Genomic DNA, 23,598 nt, shown 5'->3' with positions numbered 1-23,598 from the left:
CCCATTGGGCGAGAAGGAGGGCGTTAGCGCTCTTGATCGGGCGATTGTTCCGGCCCTTCGAATCGAATAATCAGTCATGTGCAGGCGTTCCTCGCCTGCTGCTCCAGGAGCATGAATGGCTGAGGAAAGCGATCTCGAAAAAACGGAACCGGCCTCCGAGCGGCGCCTCGAAAAGGCGCGCGAAGAAGGCAATGTGGCCCGCTCCCGCGAGCTGACCACGCTGGTGATGCTGGCGACCGCCATCGGCGGCCTCTGGTTCACCGCCGAGTCGCTCGGCGGCACCCTGAGCGCCGCCATGCGCCGCGGCCTGCAGTTCGAGCGCGGCATCGCCTACGAACCCACGCAGATGCTGGCCCGCACCGCCTGGATGGGGATGCAGACCCTGATGGCGCTCGCGCCCCTGTTCGCGATGATGGTCGTGGCCGCGGTGGTGGCGCCGATGATGCTCGGCGGCTGGCTGCTGTCGGGCAAGGCGGTCTCGCCCAATTTCGGCAAGCTCGACCCGCTCGCCGGCATCGGACGCATGTTCTCTTCCCAGTCGCTGGCCGAACTCGTCAAGGCGCTGGCCAAGTCGCTGCTGATCGGCGGCGTCGCCTACCTGGTGATCATGGATGACCTCGAGGCGGTCATGGCGCTGCTGGGCCAGCCCGAAACGACCGCCTTGCCGCACACCATCATGCTGGTGGCGCGCAGTTGCGCCCTGATCGCTTCCGCGCTGCTGCTGGTGGCGCTGGTCGACGTGCCCTGGCAGCTCTGGACCTACTACAAGAAGCTGCGCATGTCGCGTGAGGACGTGCGCCAGGAGCACAAGGAAAGCGAAGGCGACCCGCACATCAAGGCGCAGATCCGCCGCCAGCAGCAGGCGATGGCCAAACGCCGGATGATGGCCGAGGTCCCGAAGGCGGACATCGTGGTCACCAACCCGACGCACTTCGCGGTCGCGCTCAAGTACGTCGACGGCGACATGCGCGCGCCGCGCGTGGTGGCCAAGGGCACCGACCTGATCGCGCAGCGCATCCGCGAGATCGCGGTCGCCAACAAGGTGGCGATCCTCGAGGCGCCGCCCCTCACGCGGGCGCTCTACAAACACACGCGGCTGGGCGACGAGATTCCCGCCGGCCTCTACACCGCGGTGGCCGAGGTGCTGGCGTGGGTGTACCAGCTCAAGCGCTGGAAGACCGAAGGCGGCGAGGCGCCGCGCACGCCGACCGACGTCGCCGTTCCCGAAGAACTTCAATACACGGTGGCTCCATGAACGCGATGACCAATCTGATGCGTCTGCCGACGCAGTTCTTCTCCGGCAGCCCGTTCAAGGGACTGGCCGGCCCGATCCTCATCATCATGATCCTGAGCATGATGGTGCTGCCGCTGCCGCCCTTCCTGCTCGACCTGCTGTTCACCTTCAACATCGCGCTGTCGGTGATGGTGCTGCTGGTCAGCATGTACACGATGAAGGCGCTGGACTTCGCCGCCTTCCCGGCGGTGCTGCTGTTCTCCACGCTGCTGCGGCTGTCGCTCAACGTGGCCTCCACCCGCGTGGTGCTGATGCACGGCCACACGGGGCCCGATGCGGCGGGCAAGGTGATCGAGGCCTTCGGCCACTTCCTGGTCGGCGGCAACTTCGCGGTCGGCGTGATGGTCTTCATCATCCTGGTGCTGATCAACTTCATGGTGATCACCAAGGGCGCGGGGCGCATCGCCGAGGTCGGCGCGCGCTTCATGCTCGACGCCATGCCCGGCAAGCAGATGGCGATCGACGCCGACCTCAACGCCGGCCTGATCGGCGAGGACATCGCGCGCAAGCGCCGCACCGAAGTCGCGCAGGAAGCCGACTTCTACGGCTCGATGGACGGTGCCAGCAAGTTCGTGCGCGGCGACGCGGTCGCCGGCCTGCTGATCATGGTCATCAACATCATCGGTGGGCTGGTGGTCGGCGTGGTGCAGCACGGGCTGGACTTCTCGACCGCGGGCAAGACCTACACGCTGCTGGCGATCGGCGACGGCCTGGTGGCCCAGATCCCGGCGCTGGTGATCTCGACCGCGGCCGGCGTGATCGTCTCGCGCGTGACCACCGACGAGGACGTCGGCAGCCAGCTCACGGGCCAGCTGTTCTCCAACCCGCAGGTGCTGTTCCTGACGGCCGCGATCATCGGCCTGATGGGCATGATCCCGGGCATGCCGAACCTGGCCTTCCTGCTGATCGCGGGCGGCCTGGCGTGGCTGGGCCGAGGCCTTCTCAAGCGCAAGCCGCGGCAGGAGGCGGCGCAAGCGGCCGCGGCCCAGGCCGCGCAGGCTGCGGCCGGGCCGGTGGCCGAGGCCGCCGAGGCCAGCTGGGACGACATCTCGCTGGTCGATCCGCTCGGCATGGAGGTCGGCTACCGGCTGATCCCGCTGGTGGACCAGTCGCAGCAGGGCGAACTGCTGGGCCGCATCAAGAGCATCCGCAAGAAGATCGCGCAGGAGATCGGCTTCCTGGTCCCGGTGGTGCACATCCGCGACAACCTCGAGATCAAGCCCAACACCTACGTGATCAGCCTGAAGGGCGTCGAGATCGGTCGCGGCGAGGCTTTCCCGAACCAATGGATGGCGATCAACCCGGGCCAGGTCACGGGCAGCCTGCCCGGCACGCTGACGCAGGACCCGGCCTTCGGCCTGCCGGCGGTGTGGATCGACGGCAACCTGCGCCAGCAGGCACAGATCCACGGCTACACCGTGGTCGACGCCTGCACCGTGATGGCCACCCACCTGAATCACCTGATCCAGACCCATGCCGCCGAGTTGCTGGGGCGGCAGGAAGTGCAGCAGCTGCTGGACCAGATCGCCAAGACCGCGCCGAAGCTGACCGAGGACCTGGTGCCGAAGGTCATCACGCTGAGCACGCTGCACAAGGTGCTGCAGAACCTGCTCGAGGAAGAAGTGCCGATCCGCGACATGCGCACCATCCTCGACGTCATGGCCGAGCATGCGCCGACCGTGAAGGACGCGACCGAATTGACGACGCTGGTCCGGCTGGCGCTCGGCCGCGCGATCACGCAGCAGCTGTTCCCTGGCGACACCGAGCTGCAGGTGATCGGGCTGGACGGCTCGCTCGACAGCGTGCTGCAGCAGGCCATGACCAGCAGCAGCGGCATCGAGCCCGGCCTGGCCGACAACCTGCTGCGCCAGGCCCAGGCCGCCATCGTGCGCCAGGAACAGATGGGCCTGGCGCCGGTGCTGGTCGTGCAGCACGCGCTGCGCGTGTTGCTGTCGCGCTTCCTGCGCCGCAGCCTGCCCCAGTTGAAGGTGCTCTCCCACGCGGAGATTCCTGACTCTCGCAACATCAAGATCACCGCCACCATCGGAGGAAGAGTTTGAGCATTTCTACAGACGTGCGGGCCACGGCCCGCAAATTCGTTGCCGCCACCAGCCGCGAGGCCCTTCGGCTGGTGCGCGAGGCGCTCGGCGCCGAAGCCATCGTGCTGAACCATCGCGTGATTCCCGAGGGAGTCGAGATCGTGGCCATGGCCGACAGCGAAGTGACGCAGGCGGTGGCGAGCGCCGCGCCGCTGGTGGCCGCCAAGGCGCCGATCGCTGCACCGGCACCGGCACCGGTCGCACCGGCGACGCCGATGCCGATGCCGATGCCGATGCCTGCGGCAATGCCGGCTCCGACTTCGGCTCCAGCGCCGGCCGCCACGGTCGCCGCTCCGGTGGCACCCACCGACGTGGTCATGAACGAACTTCACTCGATGCGCGGCATGCTCGAGGAGCAGCTCGCGAGCGTGGTCTGGAACGACCGCCAGCGCCAGGACCCGGTGCGCGGCCGCCTGCTGCGCACGCTGCTCGGCGCCGGCTTCAGCGCGCGCCTGTCCAAGGCCATGCTGGAGAAACTGCCGACCGGCCAGACCTATGCGCAGGGCATGGCCTTCGCGCGGGCCGAGCTGATCCGCGCGGTGCCGGTGCACGAGGACGAGGACGCGCTGCTCGCGCAAGGCGGCGTCTACGCGCTGATGGGCCCGACCGGCGTCGGCAAGACCACCACCACCGCCAAGCTGGCGGCGCGCTGCGTGATGCGCTTCGGCGCCGACAAGCTGGCGCTGGTGACCACCGACAGCTACCGGATCGGCGCCTACGAGCAGTTGCGCATCTACGGCCAGATCCTCGACGTGCCGGTGTTCGCGGTCAAGGATGCGGCCGACCTGCACCTGGTGCTGCAGGACCTGCGCGACAAGCACATGGTGCTGATCGACACGGTCGGCATGAGCCAGCGCGACCGTTCGGTGTCGGACCAGATCGCGATGCTGTGCAACAGCCACCGTCCGGTCAAGCGGCTGCTGCTGCTCAACGCGACCAGCCACGGCGATACGCTCAACGAAGTCGTGCACGCCTATCGCAACGGCGGTGCCGGCAACGACCTGGCGGGCTGCATCTTCACCAAGGTCGACGAGTCCACGCACCCGGGCGCGCTGATCGACACCGTGATCCGCCACCGGCTGCCGGTGCACTACATCTCCAGCGGCCAGAAGGTGCCGGAGAACCTGATGCTGGCCGACCGCTCGCAGCTGGTCGACAGCGTGTTCCAGCCGCGCCGCCACAACCCGCTGTTCGTGCCGGCCGAGGTCGACATGCAGGAGGAGTCCGCAGGCGCGGCGCCACAGGCCCAGGTCGTCCAGGCGCAGGCCGAGGCCGACCGGCTGCGGCTGCAGTACCAGAACCTGATCCGCGCCATGGCCCACGACGCCCAGGAGCTCGCGACCGCCGCCGGCGCGCTGGCCGGGGCGCAGATCGGCTTCGAGAGCGCGCGCCGCCTGTGGCGCAACGCGGGCGACGGGGCCATCGGCCACAAGTCGGTGCTGGACGACCTGCTGGTGCAGGCGCGCAGCGAGGTCGTGGCCGGGTGCGACACCCACGTGCTGGCCCTGTCGGGGCAGGTCGGCCTGCGCTCGAACGAAGGCGGCGACGCCTACGAATGCCAGAGCAGCCTGCTCTTGTCCGACCGCAGCGGCCTGCCGCTCGCGGCGCCCAATCAGTGGCTGTCGACCGCGGCGGTGCGCGGCGGCCCGGACGCCAGGCGCAAGCCGGGCCTGCGGCAGGTCCAGTGGCTGCGCCAGCAGTCGCTCGGCCGCACGCTGGTGCACGTGCTGCCCCGGTTGCCGGGCGTCGAATCGATGGCCGAATGGCAAGCCCAGGGACAGCGATGGCTGGCGCGCGCGCCGGGCTCGACCGCGGTGACCGACCCGGTCTCCGAGGCGTCGAGCACGCTGGCGCGGCTGCCTGTCGAGTTCGGCGAAGCGCGGGCGGTCGTGTTCCGCGGCAAGCCCGCGCTGCAGTGCGAGGCCCATGCCGAGGTGCTGCTTCGCCTGGGCTCGACGGCGGCCGTCGACAAGGACGCGCTGCCGGTGCTGCGCTGCGTGATCACGCGCGTGCTCGACGAGCGCGGCCAGAAGATCCTGGCCCAGGGCTACCTGCTGTCGAACATCGGCGGCGAGGTGCCGGCACGCCAGCTGGCCCAATGGCAGGGCTGGGCGGCCGAGGCCGACCCCTGCTTCCGCCTCATCCGGCAGGGCGTGCAGCTGGTGGGCGGCATGGGCGAGCTGGGCGACCCGGACATGATGAAGCGCCTGCTGATCGCCGGCCAGGTGACCACCACGGTCTGGCGCCTGCTGCATGCGAAGGGAGAGTGGGCCGATCGCACCCGCATGCTGCTGAACCAGCTCACAGGGCGGCCGGTGCGATCGAGCCGGCCGCTGACCGGCAACGCGCTGTATCTCGGGGTCGGCAAGCTCTTCATGCTGCTGGAGGCGCTCGGCACCGAGTCCACCGCGCCGACCCAGCAGCCCCGGGCGCTCGAGCAGCACGGTTGAGGAGCAAGACATGACCAAGCTGGTTGCCGATCAGGCAGACGGATTGCGGCGCCTGCTGGCGCACACGCCGACGCGCGTCATTGCCGTCGCGGGCATGGGGCCCGGCGAGGATGCCGCCGCAGCCACCATGAACCTCGGCGCGGCCCTGGTCCACCAGGGCAAGGACGTGCTGGTGCTCGACGAGCACGGTGGCACGGCGGCGGCGATCTGCGCCGCCTGGGCCATCGATCCGCTCGGCGACCTGGCCGACGTGGCCGACCGCCGGCTGAGCTGCGAGGGCGCGGTCGCGCGTGCCGGCTGCGGCGTCGGCGTGCTGCCGGCGCCGCTCGGCGATCGGCACGCGGAGATCGACCCGCGCCTGTTGTGCCGCGGCGGCGTGGTGCTGATCGCCGCGCAGATCGACGCCGAGGGCCGGCTGTCGGCATTGGCCCGGATGGCGGACGAACTGCTGCTGGTGCTGCAGCCGAGCGCCGCATCCATCACCTCGGCCTACGCGGGCATCAAGCGCCTGCACTACGCGCATGGCTTGAAGCAGCTGCGCTTCCTCGTCGATGGCGTCGCCGGCGCCGAAGAGGCGCAGCGGATCACCACCAACCTGGCCAACACCGGCAGCCGCTACCTCGCGGTGTCGCTCGAGGCGGCCGGCTGGGTGCGGGCCGATCCGCACCTGGCGGACGCGCGGCGGCTGCGGCAGACCGTGGTGGAGGCCTTTCCGGCCAGCCCGGCGGCGGTGGATTTCCGCCGCGTCGCGGTCGACATGGGCGGCTGGCCCTGGCGGCCCGCTGCGCGCGCCGTGCGGTCCGTCGCGGCGCCGCCGCAGGGCCCGCGCGTCGACCCGCCATGGGTAAGGGCGACGCCGGCGCAGCGCGCGGCCGTCGCCTGAGCCCGATGAATCGAACAACGCACATGCAACAAAGGACCGGACGTGTACACCGCACAGGGCACCATTGAAAAGTCCCACCTGCTGGAGCAGCATCAGCCGCTGGTGCGCCGCATCGCGCTGCAGATGATCGCCAAGCTGCCCGCAAGCGTCGAGCTCGACGACCTGATCCAGGCCGGCATGCTGGGCCTGCTGGACGCATCGAGCCGCTACCAGGACAACAAGGGCGCGCAGTTCGAGACCTTCGTCAGCCAGCGCATCCGGGGCGCGATGCTCGACGAGCTGCGCGCCAGCGACTGGGGCTCGCGCGGCCTGCGCCAGTCGGCGCGCGGGGTCGAGAAGGCGATCCACGCGCTCGAGCACCGGCTGGGCCGCTCGCCCACCGAAGGCGAGATCGCGAAGGAGCTCAAGATCGAACTGGAGGCCTACCAGTCGCTGCTGCAGGAGATCCAGGGCTGCCAGCTGGTCTACGTCGAGGACTTCGCGAAGGGCGAATCGGAGAATCCCTTTCTCGATCTGCACGCGCAGGAGGCACGCAAGGGGCAGGGCGCGAGCGACGACCCGCTCGAGCAATTGCTCGAAAGCGGCTTCCGCCATCAGCTGATCGATGCCATCACGGCATTGCCGGAGCGCGACCAGCTGCTGCTGAACCTCTACTACGAGGAAGAACTGAACCTGCGCGAGATCGGCGCCATCCTCGAAGTGAGCCAGAGCCGGGTCTGCCAGCTGCACAGCCAGGCGATCAGCCGGCTGCGGGCGCGCCTGAAGGATCTGCTGTAGGGGAGGGCGCGGCGCTCGCCTCGGACTCGCCTATCATCTCGCGCGGAGCGGCAGCGCAATGCGCAGAGGAGACAACGAGATGAGACGAGTCACGTCGGCCACGTCTGCGACCCTCGCGCTGGGCGCGTTCTGCGCTGCGGGCCTCGCCGCCGCACAGTCGAGCGCCGTGCAAGGCCCGGTCACCGGCAGCAGCGTCACGCTGTTCGGCGTCGCCGATGCCGTGCTGGGCTACGGCAGCGGCAGCATCTCCCACCGCAGCTCTCTGTACAGCAGCGGCAATTCGGCCTCGCGCTTCGGTGTCCGCGGCATCGAGGACCTGGGAGGCGGCCTGGGGGCGGGCTTCTGGCTCGAAGCCGGCGTCACCATCGATACCGGCACCGGGGTCGCAGGCAACACCAACAACCAGCCGAACGGCGCCACATCGGCCGACGCGCTGAGCTTCAACCGCCGCTCCACGGTCAGCCTGATCGACTTCTGGGGCGAGCTGCGCCTGGGCCGCGACTTCGCGGCGCACTACCGCAACCGCAGCGACGTCGACCCGTTCGACAACAACGGCGTCGGCACCATCCAGCCGCAGGTCGGATCGATCGCCGGCCCCACCTCCACGCGGGTCTCGAACATGGTCGGCTACTACCTGCCTCCGGGCCTGGGCGGCTTCTTCGGCGAGGTGCAGTACTTCATGGGCGACAACGTCTCGCACTTGCCGACCTCGGACGATGGCACCGGCTACAGCGGCCGCATCGGCTGGGGATCGGGCCCGTTCTCGATCGCCGTCGCGGCGGGCCGCACCGACTACCTGCGCACGCCGACCAACGGCAACATCACCGTGGCCAATGTCGGCGCGACCTACGATCTCAAGCTCGTCGAGGTCTCGGCCGGCTACTACCGCGACAAGGTCGACAGCTTCGTGCCGGTGAAGGCCACGGGCTATGTCCTCGGCATGATCGTGCCGGTCGGCGGCAACCAGATCAAGTTCGCGTGGTCGCGCTACGGCACCGACGCCGTCGGCGACCCGGCGGCGAGCAAGCTGTCGCTGGGGTACGTGTACAGCTTCTCGAAGCGCACCGTGGCCTATGCCACCTACTCGCACGTCAACAACAGCGGCGGCTCGGCGGTGGGATTGAACGGCGCTGTCACGGAACCCAACCGCAGCGCGAACGGCTACGACCTGGGCTTGCGCCACAGCTTCTGATCGGCCGGGGGCGCCGCGAGCACCGCCATCTGCCGGTCGTGCACGCGCGAGAGGAGCAGCAGGGCCATCGCCGCGCCGATCAGCGCCATGAACATGTCCGACTGCGTGTCCCACGGGTCGCCCTGGGTGCCGAGGAATTCGTCGGCCCCCTGCCCCATCGCGAGCGCGGCACCCCATTCGATCAGCTCGTAGCTGGCGCTGATCGCCATCACGATGCAGACGACCACGAAGGCCAGCATCCTGCGGCCCCGCACATACTGGCCGCGAACCAGGATCTCGCGTGCCGCCAGCGCCGGCACGAAGCCCTGCATGAAGTGGCCGATCTTGTCGTAGGGATTGCGGCCCAGATGCATCAGGTCCTGCAGCCAGAAGCCGAGCGGCACCCGGGCGTAGGTGTAGGCGCCGCCGAGCATCAGCACGCCGCAGTGCACGAAGATCAATGCGTAGAGCAGCCTCGTGAGCGGAAAGCGGCCGTAGGTGGCCCACAGCAACGGCAGCGCGAGCAGCACCGGCGCCACCTCCATCCACCAGGTGGCGCGGTCGTGCGGGTGCAGACCCGAGAGCAGGAGCAGGGCGACGAGCGCGGCCGAGGCGAGAAGCAGGGCGGGGGTGCGGTGGGCGGGCATGGGTGGGGTCGGGTGGCGGAGGCCGAAGTTGCCAGTATCGCGGAGCGCGCCTGGCCTGGCGGTCGACCGTGTACGCTTCGCGAATGCGCCCACTGCCCGTCCGCCTTCCGCCCGGCTGCGATCTCAGGCAGTCGCTGGAGTCACTGGTCCGTGATCAATTCCAGAATGGCGCCTTCGTCCTTTGCGGAATCGGCAGTCTCATCGATCCAAGACTTCGACTGGCCGGAAAGAGCGAGGAGGCTTGTTACGAGGGCCCGTTCGAAATCCTCACGCTGTCGGGTACCGTGACCCGTCAAGGCGCCCATCTGCACATGAGCATCGCGTCTTCAGAAGGCGAGGTCAGGGGCGGACACGTCGTGTATGGCAATGTGGTCAGGACCACCGCCGAACTGCTTCTTGTGCAGGCAGCCCAATGGGAGTTGCTGCGCGAGCACGATGCGGCGACCGGGTTTCTCGAACTGGTCGCGCGCCGTCGGCAAGTCAAGGACAAGCCTTGAAGTCGACTGCAGCCCGAGGGCTTGCTCCGCTCCAAGGGAGCGGGATTCAGCCCCGCCGTGCCGCCTCGATCGCGGCGATGTCGATCTTTGTCATGGTCATCATCGCGTCGAACGCGCGTTTGGCCGCCGCGCGGTCGGGGTCGGCCATCGCCGCGGTGAGGGCGCGCGGGGTGATCTGCCATGACAAACCCCAGCGGTCCTTGCACCAGCCGCACGCGCTTTCCTGGCCGCCATTGCCGACGACCGCGTTCCACAGGCGATCGGTTTCGGCCTGGTCGTCGGTCGCGATCTGAAAAGAGAAGGCCTCGCTGTGCTTGAACTGCGGGCCGCCGTTCAGCCCGATGCAGGGGATTCCGGCGACGGTGAACTCGACGACCAGGACGTCGCCCTGCTTGCCGTCGGGATAGTCGCCCGGTGCGCGGATGACGGCACCGACCGCGCTGTCGGGGAATGTTGCGGCATAGAAGTTTGCGGCGTCAACGGCAGTGCCGTCGTACCACAGACAGATCGTGTTCTTGCTGGTCATTTCGTGTCTCCTGAAACGTTGAGCAGCCGGCTCGCCACGGTGGCGTCCTGAAGTCTGCTCCTCGGCGCGAACGCGGACTCTTCAACCCGGAATATTCGGCTCGACCAACTGGGCCAGCGCGAGCAGCGATTCCTGCCAGCCCAGGTAGCACATTTCGGTCGGAATGACCTCGGGGATGCCTTCCTGCACGACGGACATGTCGGTGCCGCAGGACACCGGGGTCAGCGTCACGGTGGTCTTCATGGTGCCCGGCAGGTTCGGGTCGTCGAACGTTGCATCGTAGGCAATGCGCTGGCCGGGGACAAGTTCCAGGTACTTGCCGCCGAACGAGTGGCTGTGGCCGCTGCCGAAGTTGGTGAAGGACATGCGCCAGGCGCCCCCGACCACGGGCTCCATGGTGTGGACCTGGCCGGTAAATCCGAAGGGCGGCAGCCAGCGCTCGAAAGCGCGGGGTTCGACGAAGGCACGGTAGAGCCGGTCCGGCGAGGTGCGCAGCACGCGATGCAGACGAACGGTGTTGGTAGCCATGGCTGTGATCTCCTGAAGTGCAGAGGACGACCCTCCACTGACACGACGAACGAGCCTGCGGGAAATCGCGATATACCGCAAGACGAAGGGGAATCCAAGCTTCAATGCAGTTCCCGCATGCGGCCGTCGGGAGACGGCTTCGACATTCTCAAGCCCACCAGCAATAAAGTGGACTTCCACAGACGCCGAAGGCGCCAAGGTTGTCTCGATCCGTGCCTGAAAAGCAGTAGAACCGGCCTTCATCGGGCTGGAAGACCAGCCAGTAGCCATCCAGATTCGATCTCGCAACCGTGTACCCGAAGACCGTCGATCCAAGCCCACGATGAGGGAATCCTGGCTTCCGGACCGAGGCCGATACCAGTTCCGCGCAGGTGGCGTGCTCTCGGATCCTCGAGCGAAGCCGCTCGAAATACGCAGCCTCATCCGTGCCTTCGGGCACGATGATCTCCGACGTATCGGAGAAGGCGGCTTCGAGAATTGCCCAATAGGGATTGGCATCGTTCATGTCTGGCGACAACCGGAGCACTCCGTGTGGCGCGACGGCGATTCAGCGCTCGCTCATTCTTCACGGATGCGTCGCCCGACCGCTCCAGGCCGCATCATGCAACAGCAGGCGCCCTGACCACACAGGTCCGACCAGGGGTCAGGCATTGCCGCGGCCGAAGTCTCCACAAAGTTGTGGAGGCGGCCGGTCTGCTGCAGCGCAGAAGTGAACCGCTCCAGCGCCACGGCGTTGGGGGCGCAACTACCGTTCGGCCATCGGGTCTATGAGCAGCACGATGCAATCCTTCTCCTGGTGCTGGTTGATCTGCGGGACCAGCCGCCTGAAATGCTCGGTCCTGCAATGCGCGTCGAGCGCCTGCCGGTCCGGCCATTCCTCGACGAAGATGAAATGGCCCGGGTTCTTCTGGTCGACGTACAGGTCGTAGGCGATGCAATCCGGTTCCTGTCGGGTCTTCTCGACCAGTTCCCGGTACAGCGGGCGGACGATGTCCAGAAACTCGTGCTGCATGAAGTCCTGTGCGATGACTTTGAGTGTCAAGGTGTTGCCTTTGGTGTAGATGCTTCGAGTCGCGTCCCCGTGAAGTTGCGCATGAGCCGGTCGTCGCCGCGCGAAGGCTACGCGGCCGACCCCTCCCACCACCCGCTCATGAGCCCTTCGGGCTTCGCGCCGGCAAACACCTTCGCGCTGGCCTCCCAGGCGTCGACCCTCACATCGAGGCCCGCGAAGATCCCGTAGCCCGCGCCGGCGCGAATCTCTTCCTCCGCATGCAGGCTTTCGCCGGCCTTGATCGCGCCCTCGGCGACGATCGCGCCGCGCGAGCGGATGCCCCAGCCCGCCTCCAGGTGGCGCCCGCAGTCGATCGAGCCACCGGCCTCGATGCCGTGGCCGGCGCGCACCGTCTCGCGGCCGTCGATGACGCCGCCGGCGCGGATGCCCTTGCCGCAGCGCAGCGCGCCTTGCGCGATCAGGTCCTGCCCGATCAGCGCGCTGCCCGCGATCTCGACGGCATCGGCCCCGCGCAGGTCCCAGCCGGCGCGAAGGTTGCCGCCGCACCGGATCGCGCCTTCGGCTTCGACGCCCCAGGCGGCCTTGATGTGGCCGCCAGCATCGAGCGCGGCGCCGCCGAAGATGCCGGCGCCGGACTCGATGTCCTCGCCGGCGACGATCGCACCGCCGGCCCGGATGCCGCCGCCGGCGCGGATCAGGCGGCCGGCGCGCACGATGCCTGCGACATCGATGCCGGTGCGCACCTGCAGCGAGCCCGCGAAGACGATCGCATCGGCCTCGAGGGCGTCGAGCGCCAGCACGGCGTCGGTCGGGCCGAACTGCGTCAGCAGCCAGCAGGCGTCGTCGATGCGGCCGTCCGCGACCAGGGCATCGAGCAGATGCTGGTAGTCCGTGTTGTCCTGTCCGTGGCGGATGAACCAGCGGTAGCCGTCGGCGCAGGGGCGCTTGGCCTTGACGAAATTCTTGGTGAGTTCCATGACGTTTCCCGGGCGTGCAAAGGTGAACGCCGCGAACCTTCGCGGCGCAGGCGTGCAGGCGGCCGTGCGGGGGAGATCAGGAAGTGGTTGCTTCCTGCTTTCCCCGCACGGCGTGGGAAAGCAGGGCGGTCGAACCGCAGGCCGTGCACGCGCGCGCCGTTGCGCCATGCGGGGCATGGCTGCGGCGGTGGGCGTGCGAAACGTTCGGCATGGGCGGGACCAGGGAGGCCGCCATTGTACCGGCGCGTGAGGTGCCGGTGCCTCAGGCGGCCAGGAAGCGCTCCGTCAGCAGTGCCCAGTAGGCCGAGCCGATCGCCACGTTGTCGTCGTTGAAGTCGTAGCCCGGGTTGTGCACCATGCAGGCGCCGGCACTGTCGCCGTCGCCGTTGCCGATGAACAGGTAGCTGCCCGGCAGCCGCTCGAGCATGAAGGCGAAGTCTTCGCTGCCGGGCAAGGCCGGACCCTGCAGCGTGACGCGGTCGGCGCCGACCAGTTCGAGCGCCACCTCGCGCGCGAAGGCGGTTTCTTCGGGCGTGTTGACCAGCACCGCGTAGCCCGGCCGCCAGTCCACGCGCGCCGTGACGCCGAAGCTCTCGGCCTGGGCGGCGATCAGCGCCTTCACGCGCCGCTCGAGCGTGGCGCGCACGTCGCGGTCGAGCGCGCGAATGCTGATCTCCAGTGTCGCCTGTTGCGGAATCACGTTGTTGGCCTTGCCGGCATGCAGCGCGCCCACAGTGACCACCGCCATCTGCAGCGGGTCGATGTTGCGCGACACCACGGTCTGCAGCGCCATCACGATGCTGGCCGCGGCCACGACCGGGTCGGCGGCGCGGTGCGGCATGGCGCCGTGGCCGCCGACACCGGTCAGGGTGACCGTGGCGTAGTCGGACGAGGCCATCGTCGGGCCCTCGCGCAGCACCAGGCGGCCTTGCGGGACGCCGGGCATGTTGTGCATCGCGAAGATCGCGTCGCACGGGTACTTGTCGAACAGACCGTCGTCCATCATCCTGACCGCGCCGCCGCCGCCTTCCTCGGCCGGCTGGAAGATCAGGTTCAGCGTGCCCGAGTAGCGGCCCTGCTCGGCCAGGTGGCGGGCCGCCGCCAGCAGCATCGCCGTGTGGCCGTCGTGGCCGCAGGCGTGCATCACGCCGGCATTGCGGCTGGCGTAGTCCAGGCCCGTGGCCTCGTCGATCGGCAGTGCGTCCATGTCGGCGCGCAGGCCGAGCCGGCGCTGGCCGTTGCCGCGCACCAGCCGGCCCACCACGCCGGTGCCGCCGAGGCCGCGCTCGACCTCGTAGCCCCAGGCCTGCAGCTTCTCGGCCACCAGGGCCGAGGTCCGGTGCTCGTCGAAGGCGAGTTCGGGGTGGTGGTGGATGTCGCGCCTGAGGCCGATGAATTCATCGGACTGCCGGTGCAGTTGATCGAGGAGTGCGCTCATGGTGTCCCTATTGCGGTTGCAGGTTGATCGACTTGGCGATCGCCCGATAGCGCGCCGTCTCGTTCTCGTAGAACTTCGCCGACTCGGCCAGGGTCATCGGCGGCGCCGCCAGCTGCGTCTGTGCCGCCAGTTTCGAGCGCACGCCGGGGTCCTTCAAGGTCGCGCCGATCGCCTTGTGCAGGCGCTGAACGACGTCTTCGGGCGTGTTCTTCGGCACCATGAAGCCGCTCCAGATCTGGAACGAGAAATCCTTCAGTTCCTTGCCTTCGCTGACGGTCGGCACGTTCTTCAGCAGTTCGGAGCGCTGGGCGCCGAGCTGGCCGATCACCTTCAGCCGACCCTGGTCGGCCATCGCGCCCATGCCGGCGCTGTACACCAGCACCGCGAAGTCGACCTGGCCGCCGCCGATGTCCTGCAGCAGCGGCGCGTTGCCCTTGTACGGTGCGTGGATCAGCCGGATGCCGGTGCGATGCTGCACGTCTTCCAGGATCAGGTGGTAGAGCGAGCCGATGCCCACGCTGCCGTAGGTCAGCGGCTTGTCGCCCGACTTGCGTGCCAGCGCGATCAGTTCGTCGATGTTGTTGGCGGGCAGTTCCTTGCGGGCCACCACCACCATCACCGCATCGGTCACCGGATGGACCAGCCGGAAATCCTCGGCCTTGAGCTTCACCGCGGCGTTGGCCAGCGGCGCGAGGATCACCTCGTTGGGCGAGCCCTGGAACAGGTAGTGGCCGTCGGCGGGCGCCGCCAGCACCTTCTGCGCCGCCAGCGCGCCGGCGACGCCGCCGAGGTTCTCGACGATCACCTGCTGGCCGAGCTCCTTGCCCAGCGGCACCGTGAAGATGCGCGCCGCGGCATCCGAGGGGCCGCCGGCGGGGTACGGCACCATGAGGTTCACGGGCTTGCTCGGGTAGGTCTGGGCGAACGCGGCGCCGGCGGCCAGCAGCAACAGGCCGGCGATCGAACGTTGGAAGAAGGTCTTCATGGGGCTCCTGGCGATGGGCTGTGGGCGGGATGCGCTTGCATCGTAGGAGCGCCGCGTGAGAACATCCAATGCATTGTTGTCAGCCAAACGATTACTTCAATGCATGGATCTCCGAGGCCTCCCGCATGACGCTGGTTCAACTCAGGCACCTGATCGCGCTGGCCGAAAGCGGGTCCTTCAGCAAGTCGGCGCAGGCGATGTGCATCACGCAGCCGGCCTTCAGCCGCAGCATCCGCGCCCTCGAGGACGAGCTCGGCATGCCGCTGTTCGACCGGGTCGGGCGCCGCAGCGAGCTCACGCCTTTCGGACGCGACGTGGTGGAGCGCGCGCGGCAACTGGTGTTCGAGGCCGGCGAGCTGCGCGACAGCGGCCGGCAGATGCGCGAGGGGCAGGGCGGCGCCATCCGCATCGGCATGGGCTCCGGCCCGGGCGCCATGCTGATGACGCCGCTGCTGATGCACATGGCGACCCGCCATCCGAAGGTGCGCGTGGTGGTGGCGCGCGGCGGCACGGAGATGCTGACGCAGGCCTTGCGGGCGCGGACGCTCGATGCGCTGGTGCTCGATGCGCGCTCGCTGGCGCCCGGCGCCGATCTCGAAGTCGGCATGCTGCGCGAGATGCGCGGCGTCTTCATGTGCCGGCGCGGCCACCCGCTGGCGCGCAGCCGCGGCGGCGTGAGCTTCGCGGCCGTGCAGCGCTACCCGATCGCCTCGACGCCGCTCAGCGACGAGGTGGCCCGCAGCCTGATCGAGACCTACGGGCCCGAGGCGCATCCGGCGCAGTGCGTGACGCTGCAGTGCGAGGAGGTCGCGAGCCTGGTCGAGGTGGCGCGCCGCAGCGACGCCGTGCTGCTGGCGATCCGCGCGGCGGCGCCCGACCTGGTCGAGCTGAAGATGAAGCCGCCGATGGAACGCAGCGCCCGTTTCGGCCTGGTCACCCTGCGCCGGCGCACGCCCGCGCCCGGGCTGTCGATCGTTCGCGAGCTGATGGAGGACCTGATGCACGACTGAACGCCGTGTCTTGCTCAGGTCAGAATCGGCCTGCGCTGCGTTCAGCGCTCGGAGGGATCAAGTGGCGATATTCATTGACCAGTGCAAGCGCCTGGAGGTGGCGGCCGAGCTGGGTTCGGGCGGGCGGTTCACGTTCTCGGACCTGATGGCATGGCTGGAGTTCGTCTATTTTCTGCCGTCCAAGCTGGCGCTGCTGGTTCCCGAGGGCAACAGCGCGCTCTGGCGCTACTTCGAGCTGGACTGCAACAGCGGCACGCACTGGGGCGGCGCGCTGTTCTCGGGTGTCGTCTGGGTGGCCCTGCTGGTCGGGGTTTCGTTCGCCTGGGAGGGACGCGCCTCCAGGGCCCGTCGCTAGCGATTCAGTTCGGCGCCGCGATCGGCTCGTTGACCAGCGCCTGGGCCCGGGCCGCGAGCTGAGTCCGGTTCTCGACCCGCAGCTTGCGAAACGCGTTGGCGAGGTGGAAGCGCACCGTGGGCAGGCCCACCGCCATGCGCTTGGCGATCAGCTTGTCGGGGCAGCCCGAAAGCACCAGCGAGGCCGCCTCGGCCTCTCGCTGGCTCAGCGCCGAGCGGCGCTGCAGCAGCTCGGTCACGCTCTCGCGCGCGGGCGCCGACAGCAGCGGCTCGGCCTCCCACTGGAAGCGCGCCAGCGCGGCGGCGAAGGCGGGCTCGACCAGGCGCAGCGCCTCGATCTCGTTGGCGTCGAAGTTGCCGCGCTCCCGGCGCCGCCAGATCCGCATGTCGCCGGTGCATTCGCCATGCGCGAAGACATAGACGTTGACGCCCCAGTGCATGTGGTCGCGGGCCAGGAAATCGTTGAAGAATTCGGTGCGCGAAAGGTCGCTCTGGCAGAGGATCTGGGTTGCCAGCGTGGGATGGCGCCGCTCCATCATCGGGAAGGTGAGCGGGTCGACGAAACGGTAGTACTCGTCCCAGCTGCGCAGGTTCTCGATCGACATGTTCAGCGCCTTCACGCGGTCGAAGCGCCGGGCGATCTTGTCCCAGGTGAAGGAGACGTAGGTGTCGGCCCGCAGCAGGTCGAGCATCGGCAGGGCGAGGTCGCCGCGCAACGAATCCGCGTCGCTGGCCTCGGCCAGCAGGCGCATGACATCACCGAGTGCGCGGGTCTGGGCCGTGGCGAGATACATGGAGGGGTAAAGCAAGGACCGTGCGAAGCGGATGGAAGGACGATGCTAGCCGTCGCAGCGCCGGCCGGTAAATCGGTGCCGACCCGTAGGCCCCCTATCAATCGTGATAGGTGTGCGGCCTCCTTTCGATTCCTACGATTCGCTTGAACGACAAGGAGCAGGCCATGAACCTCACACAACTCGGCGTCGCCGAACTGCGGCGCCAACTCCAGCGGCGTGCCGTCACGAGCGCCGCCGTCGCCGACGCGCTGATCGCCCGCACGCAGGCCCATGCCGGGCTCGGAGGCTACGTGGCCTTCGATCCCGAGGCGCTGCGCGCCCAGGCCCGGGCGGCGGATGCCCGCATTGCGGCCGGCGAGGACCTGCCGCTGCTCGGCGTGCCGGTGGCGCTCAAGGACAACATCGACGCCGCGGGGCTGCCGAGCGCCGCCGGCACCGGCGCGCTGCAGGGCCTGCACCCGGCCCGGGACGCCGAGGTGGTGCGCCGCCTGCGCGCTGCCGGTGCGCTGATCGCGGGCAAGGCCAACATGCATGAACTGGCCTTCGGCATCACCAACAACAACCAGGTCACGGGCGCGGCCCGCAATCCCTGGGACCCGACGCGGATCCCGGGCGGCAGCAGCGGTGGCTGCGGCGTGGTGGTGGCGGCCGGCCTGGTGCCCGCGGCGATCGGCACCGACACCGGCGGCTCGGTGCGGGTCCCGGCGGCGCTGTGCGGCGTGGTCGGCCTGCGGCCGACGGTGGGACGCGTGTCCGGCCAGGGCATCGCCCCGATCTCCACCACCCGCGACACGGCGGGCCCGATCGCCCGCAGCGTCGAGGATTGCGCGCTGCTGGACAGCGTGCTCGCCGGAGGCGATGCCGGGCCGCCCGGCGCGGTGTCGCTCGCGGGCGTCCGCCTGGGCCTTGCGCGGGCGCCGTTCTGGGAAGACCTCGAGGGTGGCGTGCGGGAGGTGGCCGAGGCCGCGATCGAACGCCTGCGCGCCGCGGGCGCGCAGATCGTCGACGTCTCGCTGCCGGGGGTGTTCGAGCTCGATGCGGCAGCCGGCTTCCCGATCGCGCTGTACGAATTCGTGCGCGACATGAGCGCGTACCTGCGCGACGCCGAGCGCGGCATCGATTTCAGGCGCCTGGTCGAGGGCATCGGCAGCCCCGATGTCGCGGCCATCGCGCGCCCGCTGCTGGGCGAGGGCGCGGTGCCCGAGGCCGCCTACCAGGAGGCGCTGCAGGTGCGCCGCAAGCTGCAGGCGCTCTACGCCGAGACCTTTGCGGCCTCGGGCGTGCAGGCGCTGCTGATGCCGACCACGCCGTTGACCGCGGCGCCGGTGGGCCACGACGAGACGGTGCTGCTGAACGGCCGGCCCTGCCCGACCTTCCCGACCTTCATCCGCAACACCGACCCGGGCAGCAACGCCGGCATCCCGGGCATCAGCTTGCCGGCCGGCCTGGCCGCGGGCCTGCCGGTCGGCCTCGGCCTCGATGGACCGGCCGGCAGCGACCGCCGCCTGCTGGCGCTGGCCGCGGCGATCGAGTCGGTCCTGCCGGCCGTGCATTCCGCCCCCTGGCAGCGCTGAAGGCGCCGCCAGCCCCTTGATCACAACAGAGGAGATTCCATGGACCGTCGTACTTTCCTTCATGGCGCCGCAGCGGCGGCTGCCGCGCTCGGCACATCGGCCGTGCGCGCCGCCGCGCCGCTGAACGTGGCCGTGATGCTGCCGCTGAGCGGGCCCGCGGGGCTGTTCGGTCCATCGGCCAAGGCCTGCGCCGAACTGGCCGTGCAGACGCTCAACGGCCGCGGCGGCGTGCTGGGCCGCAACATCAACCTCCTGGTCGGCGATGCCGGCCTGCCGCCCGCCGAAGCCTCGCAGACCGCGCTCAAGCTCTGGAAGGGCTCGGGCGCGCAGGTGGTGATCGGCATGCACGACAGCGCGGTGCGCGGCGCGCTGGTGGGCCTGTTCAAGGGCCAGGTGCCGTACTTCTACACCCCGGTCTACGAAGGCGGCGAATGCGCGCGGGGCACCTACGTCAACGGAGAGACCCCGGCGCAGCAGCTGGCGCCCGTGATCCCCTGGCTGGCCGCGGAGCGCAAGCCCAGGAAGTGGTACCTGATCGGCAACGACTACGTCTGGGGCCGCAACACCAACGCCGCGGCCAAGGACTACATCGGCAAGACCGGCGCCCAGGTGGTCGGCGACGAGTACCTGCCGTTCACGGTCGACAACTTCGACTCGAGCCTGGCCCGCATCCGCGACAGCGGCGCCGACGCGGTGCTGGTGTCGCTGGTCGGCGGCTCCGCCGTGAGCTTCAACAAGGCCTTCGCCAGCTTCGGCCTGGCCGACAAGGCGATCCGCCTGGGCACCCTGTTGGAGGAGAACACGCTGGCGGGCATCGGCGTGGCGAACGCGCGCAATCTCTATTCGAGCGCGGGCTACTTCGCGAACATCCAGACGCCGGCGGCGAAGGCCTTCTCCGAGGCCTACTTCAAGAAATTCGGCGCCCAGGCGCCGGCGCTCAACGGCCTGGCCGAATCGGTCTACGAGGGCTTCCTGATGCTGGACGCGATCGCCACCAAGGCCAAGTCGCTCGAGGTCGCGAAGATGGACCCGGCCAGCGAGGGCGCGAGCTACAACGGCCCGCGCGGCGCGGTCACCATGCACGCGCGCCATGTGGAACAGGACATCTACCTGGCCGATGTCGACGACAAGGGTTTCAAGGTCGTCAAGACCTTCCCGCGCATCGCGTCGGGCCAGACCTGCAAGGTCTGAGACCGCGATGGACACGAGCTGGCTGCTGCATGCGCTGAACCTCGCCTACGAGCTCACGACGCTGGGCCTGACCACGCTCGGCCTCGCGGTGGTCTTCGGCCTGCTCGGCGTCATGAACATGGCGCACGGCGAGTTCGTGATGCTGGGCGCCTACGCGGTCGTGACCGTGCAGGCCTGGGGCTGGCCGATCGCCACCGCGATGCCGCTGGCGATCGTGGTCTGCGCGCTGCTGGGCTACGTGGTGGAGCGCTGGCTGATCCGTCCGCTCTATGCCCGGCCCTTCGACACGCTGCTGGCCACCTGGGGCCTGGCGATGGTGCTGCGCAAGCTGGTCGAGGCGGTCTACGGGCGCGGCTACCGCAATGTCGAGAGCAGCCTGGCGACGCCGGTCACGCTGGCCGGCATCCAGTACCCCGGATACCGGCTGGCGCTGATCGCCTTCGCGATCCTGCTGATGGTCGCGCTGGCCTTCTGGTACCGCCGCAGCGTCATGGGCCTGCGCGTGCGCGCGATGACCGGCAACCCCTTGCTGGCGCAGGCGCTGGGCATCGACACCCGCCGCCTGGCCTCGCAGACCTTCGTGATCGGCGTGGTGCTGGCGGGCGCGGCGGGCGTGCTGCTGGCGCCGCTGGTGCGCATCGAGCCGGGCATCGGCGTCGATTACCTGCTCGACTCCTTCTTCGTGCTGGTGGTCGGCGGGCTCGGAACGCTGGGCGGCTTCGCCGGCGGCGTCGGCCTGATCGGCGGCACCCAGTCGGTGGTCAGCAGCATCGCGGGCCAGACCAGCGGCTACGCGGTGGTGCTGATTCTCTCGATCCTCTTTCTCTGGCTGAAGCCGAATGGACTCCTTGGACGCCGCTGACCTCCCGCCTCCCGCGGCCGTGCGCCGCCTCCGCCTCCGCCGATGGCGGCTGCCGGGCGCGGAAGCGCTGTGGCTGGGCGCCGCCCTGGTGGCGCTGCCTTTTTTCACCAACGACTTCGTGGCCTACCAGATCGCGCTGTTCCTGGTCTACGGCATCGCGACCCAGGGCGTGGCCCTGTGCTGGGGCCGGCTGGGCTTCCTGCCGCTGGGGCACGCGCTGTTCTTCGGTCTCGGCGCCTACCTGGCGGGCGGCACGCTGAAGGCGGCGCAGCAGCAACCGGCCTGGTACGCCGCGCTGCCGCTGGCGCTGCTGCTGCCGGCCGCCGTGGCCTATGTGGCGGCGCGGCTGGTGTTCGCGCGCAGTCATCGCAGCGGGCCCTTCTTCTCGCTGATCACGCTGGCGATGACGATGCTCGGCTTCCTCGCGGCGCAGCAGTGGAGCGCGGTCACCGGCGGCTTCAACGGCATGGCCGACATTCCCGAGCTGTCGGGCATCGAGCGCTACAGCGGGTTCTATTGGGTGGTGGCGGCCTGCGCGGTCGGCAGCACCGCCTTGCTCGGCGTGGTGCTGCGGCGGCCGCTGGGCCTGCTGTGGAGCGCGGTGGCGCAGAACGAAGACCGGCTGCAGCTGTTCGGCTACGCCACCGACCGCATCAAGGCCTTCGCCTATGCCTTCTCGGCACTGCTGGCCGCCGTCGCGGGGGCGCTGTTCGCGCTGCACCAGGGCATCGTCACGCCGCTCACGATGGGCTTCGTGCTGTCGACCGAGTTCGTGATCTGGGCCGCGGTCGGCGGCAAGGCCAGCCCGCTGGGCGCGCTGCTCGGGGCGGTGTTCGTCGGCTATGCATCCTCCGAGCTGCGCGACCATTTCGCCTATTGGGAGGTGTTGGTGGGCGCGATCTTCATCGCGGTGGTGCGCTTCCTGCCCGAGGGCTTGGCCGGGCTGGGACACCGGCTGCTGCGGCGCGAGTCCGGGGGGGGCCCCCGCGTGCCGTCGACGCCCGCGCCGGTGATGCGCCGCCAGGTAGAGGGCATCGGCCTCGCCTTCGAGCAGGTCCATTCCGCCCAGGGGGGTGTTCGCATCCTCGACGGCCTGGCGCTGGCCCTGCAGGGGCCCGGACTGCGCTGCGTCATCGGCCCCAACGGCGCCGGCAAGACGTCGGCCTTCAACGTCATGACCGGACGGCTGCCGCTGCGCACCGGCCGCATCGTGCTGGACGGCGCCGACATCTCGGGCGCGACCGCCTGGCGCGTGGCGCGGCGCGGGGTCGGGCGCAAGCTCCAGATCCCCTCGGTGTTCTCCGACCTCAGCGTGAGCCAGAACCTGGACGTGGCGCTGTGGGCCGGACGCCTCGGTGCAATGGCATCGCTGACGCGTGCGCCGCTGGGGTGGCGCAGCGAGCTGCGAGACGAACTGCTCGATCTGTTTCCCGCGCTGCGCGAGCAGCTCGAGGCCCGGGCCGGAAGCCTCTCCCAGGGGCATCGCCAGGCCCTCGAGTTCGTGATGACGGTGCTGCCGCAACCGCGGCTGGTGCTGCTGGACGAGCCCTGCGCCGGCCTGTCGCCCTCCGAGACCCACCACATGATCGAGGCCATCAAGACCGTCATCGGCCGCCTGGGCGCGGCGGCGCTGGTGATCGAGCACGACATCAGCGCCGTGGCCGCGATCGGCGGCGACGTCTACGTGCTGCACCAGGGCCGGCTGCTGGCCCAGGGCACGCTGGCGCAGATCCAGGCCGATCCCGCGGTGCGTGCGGTCTATGCGGGAGCGCGGAAATGAGCGCCGCAAAGCGCCGAGCGCGGGGGCTGAAATGAGCACCGCTCTTCTGAAGTTCGACGACCTGGTCTGCGGCTACGGCGACACCATGGTGCTGCGCGGCCTGAGCGGCGCCGTGGGCCCCGGCCGCGTGCTCGGCGTGCTGGGCCGCAACGGCGTCGGAAAGACCACGCTGATGCGCGCGCTGACCGGCTTCCTGCCGCTGCGCGAGGGCGCGGTGACGCTGGGCGGACGCGATCTCGCGCGCGCGCTGCCGCACCAGCGCCTGGCGCTCGGCATGGCCTACGCACCGCAGGAGGACGTGGTCTTCGGCGATCTGAGCGTGCAGGAGAATCTCTGGCTGCACCTGGACGACCGCGACCCGGACCGCTACGCCGCCTGCCTCGCGCTGTTTCCGCGCCTGGTCGAGCGGACGTCGCAGCGCGCCGGTTCGCTGAGCGGCGGCGAGCGAAAGCTGCTGTCCTTCACGCGCACCCTGGGCCTGCGCGCGGCGCTCAGCATCCTCGACGAGCCGACCGAGGGCGTGCAGCCCGAGAACATCGAGCGCATGGTTGCCCTGGTGCGGGCCCGCAAGGCGCAAGGCGCGTCGTTCGTGATCGTCGAGCAGAATCTGGAGTTCCTGCTCGCGGTGGCGGACGACCTGATGGCCATCGACCATGGCGAATGCCTGTTGAAGGGGGAGGCGGCGGAATTCGGGCGCGAGGCGCTGGAGGCGCATCTGATGGTGTGATGCCTCCCGACACGCCGAGCCG

Annotated in this window: 23 protein-coding genes; 14 read left to right on the top strand and 9 right to left on the bottom strand. The window is 69.5% G+C overall.

What is annotated here, in order from left to right:
- Positions 1-115: 115 nt before the first annotated feature.
- The 6 genes from flhB (at position 116) to AB4Z46_RS14225 (ending at position 8,695) form a co-directional block, all read left to right on the top strand.
- Positions 116-1,255 (top strand): flagellar biosynthesis protein FlhB, encoded by a 1,140-nt coding sequence (gene flhB / locus AB4Z46_RS14250; RefSeq protein WP_442284152.1) that lies wholly within the window; start codon positions 116-118, stop codon positions 1,253-1,255.
- Positions 1,252-3,354, top strand: a complete 2,103-nt coding sequence (gene flhA, locus AB4Z46_RS14245; protein ID WP_442284151.1) for a flagellar biosynthesis protein FlhA — start codon at positions 1,252-1,254, stop codon at positions 3,352-3,354. The genes flhB and flhA overlap by 4 nt, the downstream gene beginning before the upstream one ends.
- Positions 3,351-5,843 (top strand): flagellar biosynthesis protein FlhF, encoded by a 2,493-nt coding sequence (gene flhF, locus AB4Z46_RS14240; protein ID WP_442284150.1) that lies wholly within the window; start codon positions 3,351-3,353, stop codon positions 5,841-5,843. Before flhA ends, flhF begins: the two co-directional genes overlap by 4 nt.
- Positions 5,844-5,853: 10 nt before the next feature.
- Entirely contained in the window at positions 5,854-6,726 is an 873-nt protein-coding gene (locus tag AB4Z46_RS14235) for a MinD/ParA family ATP-binding protein (protein ID WP_442284149.1), read from the top strand.
- Between the two features lie 42 nt (positions 6,727-6,768).
- Positions 6,769-7,503, top strand: coding sequence for an RNA polymerase sigma factor FliA (locus tag AB4Z46_RS14230; RefSeq protein ID WP_442284148.1), 735 nt, complete (start codon positions 6,769-6,771; stop codon positions 7,501-7,503).
- A gap of 79 nt (positions 7,504-7,582) precedes the next feature.
- Complete coding sequence (locus AB4Z46_RS14225) at positions 7,583-8,695, top strand: porin (protein WP_442284147.1); 1,113 nt, start codon at positions 7,583-7,585, stop codon at positions 8,693-8,695.
- Here the strand turns inward: AB4Z46_RS14225 and AB4Z46_RS14220 are convergent.
- A complete protein-coding gene (locus tag AB4Z46_RS14220; protein WP_442284146.1) occupies positions 8,665-9,321 on the bottom strand; it encodes a DUF2238 domain-containing protein in 657 nt (218 codons plus the stop codon). The genes AB4Z46_RS14225 and AB4Z46_RS14220 overlap by 31 nt on opposite strands.
- Before the next feature lie 83 nt (positions 9,322-9,404).
- Between AB4Z46_RS14220 and AB4Z46_RS14215 the strand changes: the two genes are divergently transcribed.
- The gene (locus AB4Z46_RS14215; RefSeq protein WP_442284145.1) at positions 9,405-9,818 is read left to right on the top strand and encodes a PPC domain-containing DNA-binding protein; all 414 of its coding nucleotides are present in this window, start codon (positions 9,405-9,407) and stop codon (positions 9,816-9,818) included.
- A 46-nt stretch (positions 9,819-9,864) separates the two neighbouring features.
- Here the strand turns inward: AB4Z46_RS14215 and AB4Z46_RS14210 are convergent, their stop codons facing one another.
- The 7 genes from AB4Z46_RS14210 to AB4Z46_RS14180 form a co-directional block, all read right to left on the bottom strand.
- Positions 9,865-10,344 carry a VOC family protein gene (locus AB4Z46_RS14210; RefSeq protein WP_442284144.1) on the bottom strand — a complete coding sequence of 160 codons (480 nt, stop codon included), beginning with the start codon at positions 10,342-10,344 and terminating at the stop codon, positions 9,865-9,867.
- A gap of 81 nt (positions 10,345-10,425) precedes the next feature.
- A complete protein-coding gene (locus AB4Z46_RS14205; protein WP_442284143.1) occupies positions 10,426-10,872 on the bottom strand; it encodes an SRPBCC family protein in 447 nt (148 codons plus the stop codon).
- A 148-nt stretch (positions 10,873-11,020) separates the two neighbouring features.
- Positions 11,021-11,377, bottom strand: a complete 357-nt coding sequence (locus tag AB4Z46_RS14200) for a hypothetical protein (RefSeq protein WP_442284142.1) — start codon at positions 11,375-11,377, stop codon at positions 11,021-11,023.
- A gap of 240 nt (positions 11,378-11,617) precedes the next feature.
- Complete coding sequence (locus tag AB4Z46_RS14195; protein WP_442284141.1) at positions 11,618-11,914, bottom strand: putative quinol monooxygenase; 297 nt, start codon at positions 11,912-11,914, stop codon at positions 11,618-11,620.
- A gap of 77 nt (positions 11,915-11,991) precedes the next feature.
- On the bottom strand, positions 11,992-12,861 hold the full coding sequence (locus AB4Z46_RS14190) for a hypothetical protein (RefSeq protein ID WP_442284140.1): 870 nt from the start codon (positions 12,859-12,861) through the stop codon (positions 11,992-11,994).
- Positions 12,862-13,123: 262 nt separating this feature from the next.
- Positions 13,124-14,299 carry a M20 aminoacylase family protein gene (locus AB4Z46_RS14185; protein ID WP_442284139.1) on the bottom strand — a complete coding sequence of 392 codons (1,176 nt, stop codon included), beginning with the start codon at positions 14,297-14,299 and terminating at the stop codon, positions 13,124-13,126.
- Positions 14,300-14,306: 7 nt separating this feature from the next.
- Positions 14,307-15,284 carry a tripartite tricarboxylate transporter substrate binding protein gene (locus AB4Z46_RS14180; RefSeq protein ID WP_442284138.1) on the bottom strand — a complete coding sequence of 326 codons (978 nt, stop codon included), beginning with the start codon at positions 15,282-15,284 and terminating at the stop codon, positions 14,307-14,309.
- 125 nt (positions 15,285-15,409) lie between these two features.
- Here AB4Z46_RS14180 and AB4Z46_RS14175 point away from each other — a divergent pair, with 125 nt between their 5' ends.
- The gene (locus AB4Z46_RS14175; RefSeq protein ID WP_442284137.1) at positions 15,410-16,294 is read left to right on the top strand and encodes a LysR family transcriptional regulator; all 885 of its coding nucleotides are present in this window, start codon (positions 15,410-15,412) and stop codon (positions 16,292-16,294) included.
- A 61-nt stretch (positions 16,295-16,355) separates the two neighbouring features.
- Entirely contained in the window at positions 16,356-16,649 is a 294-nt protein-coding gene (locus AB4Z46_RS14170) for a hypothetical protein (protein ID WP_442284136.1), read from the top strand.
- A gap of 4 nt (positions 16,650-16,653) precedes the next feature.
- Here the strand turns inward: AB4Z46_RS14170 and AB4Z46_RS14165 are convergent, their stop codons facing one another.
- Positions 16,654-17,442, bottom strand: coding sequence for a helix-turn-helix transcriptional regulator (locus tag AB4Z46_RS14165; protein ID WP_442284135.1), 789 nt, complete (start codon positions 17,440-17,442; stop codon positions 16,654-16,656).
- Between the two features lie 164 nt (positions 17,443-17,606).
- On the opposite strand from AB4Z46_RS14165, the gene iaaH reads away from it, so the two are divergent.
- From iaaH to AB4Z46_RS14140, 5 genes are read left to right on the top strand one after another with little or no spacing between them, the layout of a single operon-like run.
- Positions 17,607-19,016: an indoleacetamide hydrolase gene (gene iaaH, locus AB4Z46_RS14160; protein ID WP_442284134.1), complete on the top strand. Its 1,410-nt coding sequence runs from the start codon at positions 17,607-17,609 to the stop codon at positions 19,014-19,016.
- A gap of 39 nt (positions 19,017-19,055) precedes the next feature.
- Positions 19,056-20,207 carry a substrate-binding domain-containing protein gene (locus AB4Z46_RS14155; RefSeq protein ID WP_442284133.1) on the top strand — a complete coding sequence of 384 codons (1,152 nt, stop codon included), beginning with the start codon at positions 19,056-19,058 and terminating at the stop codon, positions 20,205-20,207.
- 7 nt (positions 20,208-20,214) lie between these two features.
- Positions 20,215-21,069: a branched-chain amino acid ABC transporter permease gene (locus AB4Z46_RS14150; RefSeq protein WP_442284132.1), complete on the top strand. Its 855-nt coding sequence runs from the start codon at positions 20,215-20,217 to the stop codon at positions 21,067-21,069.
- Between the two features lie 19 nt (positions 21,070-21,088).
- The gene (locus tag AB4Z46_RS14145) at positions 21,089-22,849 is read left to right on the top strand and encodes a branched-chain amino acid ABC transporter ATP-binding protein/permease (RefSeq protein WP_442284131.1); all 1,761 of its coding nucleotides are present in this window, start codon (positions 21,089-21,091) and stop codon (positions 22,847-22,849) included.
- A gap of 31 nt (positions 22,850-22,880) precedes the next feature.
- A complete protein-coding gene (locus AB4Z46_RS14140; protein WP_442284130.1) occupies positions 22,881-23,576 on the top strand; it encodes an ABC transporter ATP-binding protein in 696 nt (231 codons plus the stop codon).
- Positions 23,577-23,598 lie beyond the last annotated feature (22 nt).

This window comes from Variovorax sp. M-6, from assembly GCF_052114385.1.
Lineage (GTDB): Bacteria > Pseudomonadota > Gammaproteobacteria > Burkholderiales > Burkholderiaceae_C > Variovorax.
The sequence above is the reverse complement of the archived record's forward strand: the minus strand, read 5'-3'. Positions and strand labels throughout refer to the sequence as shown.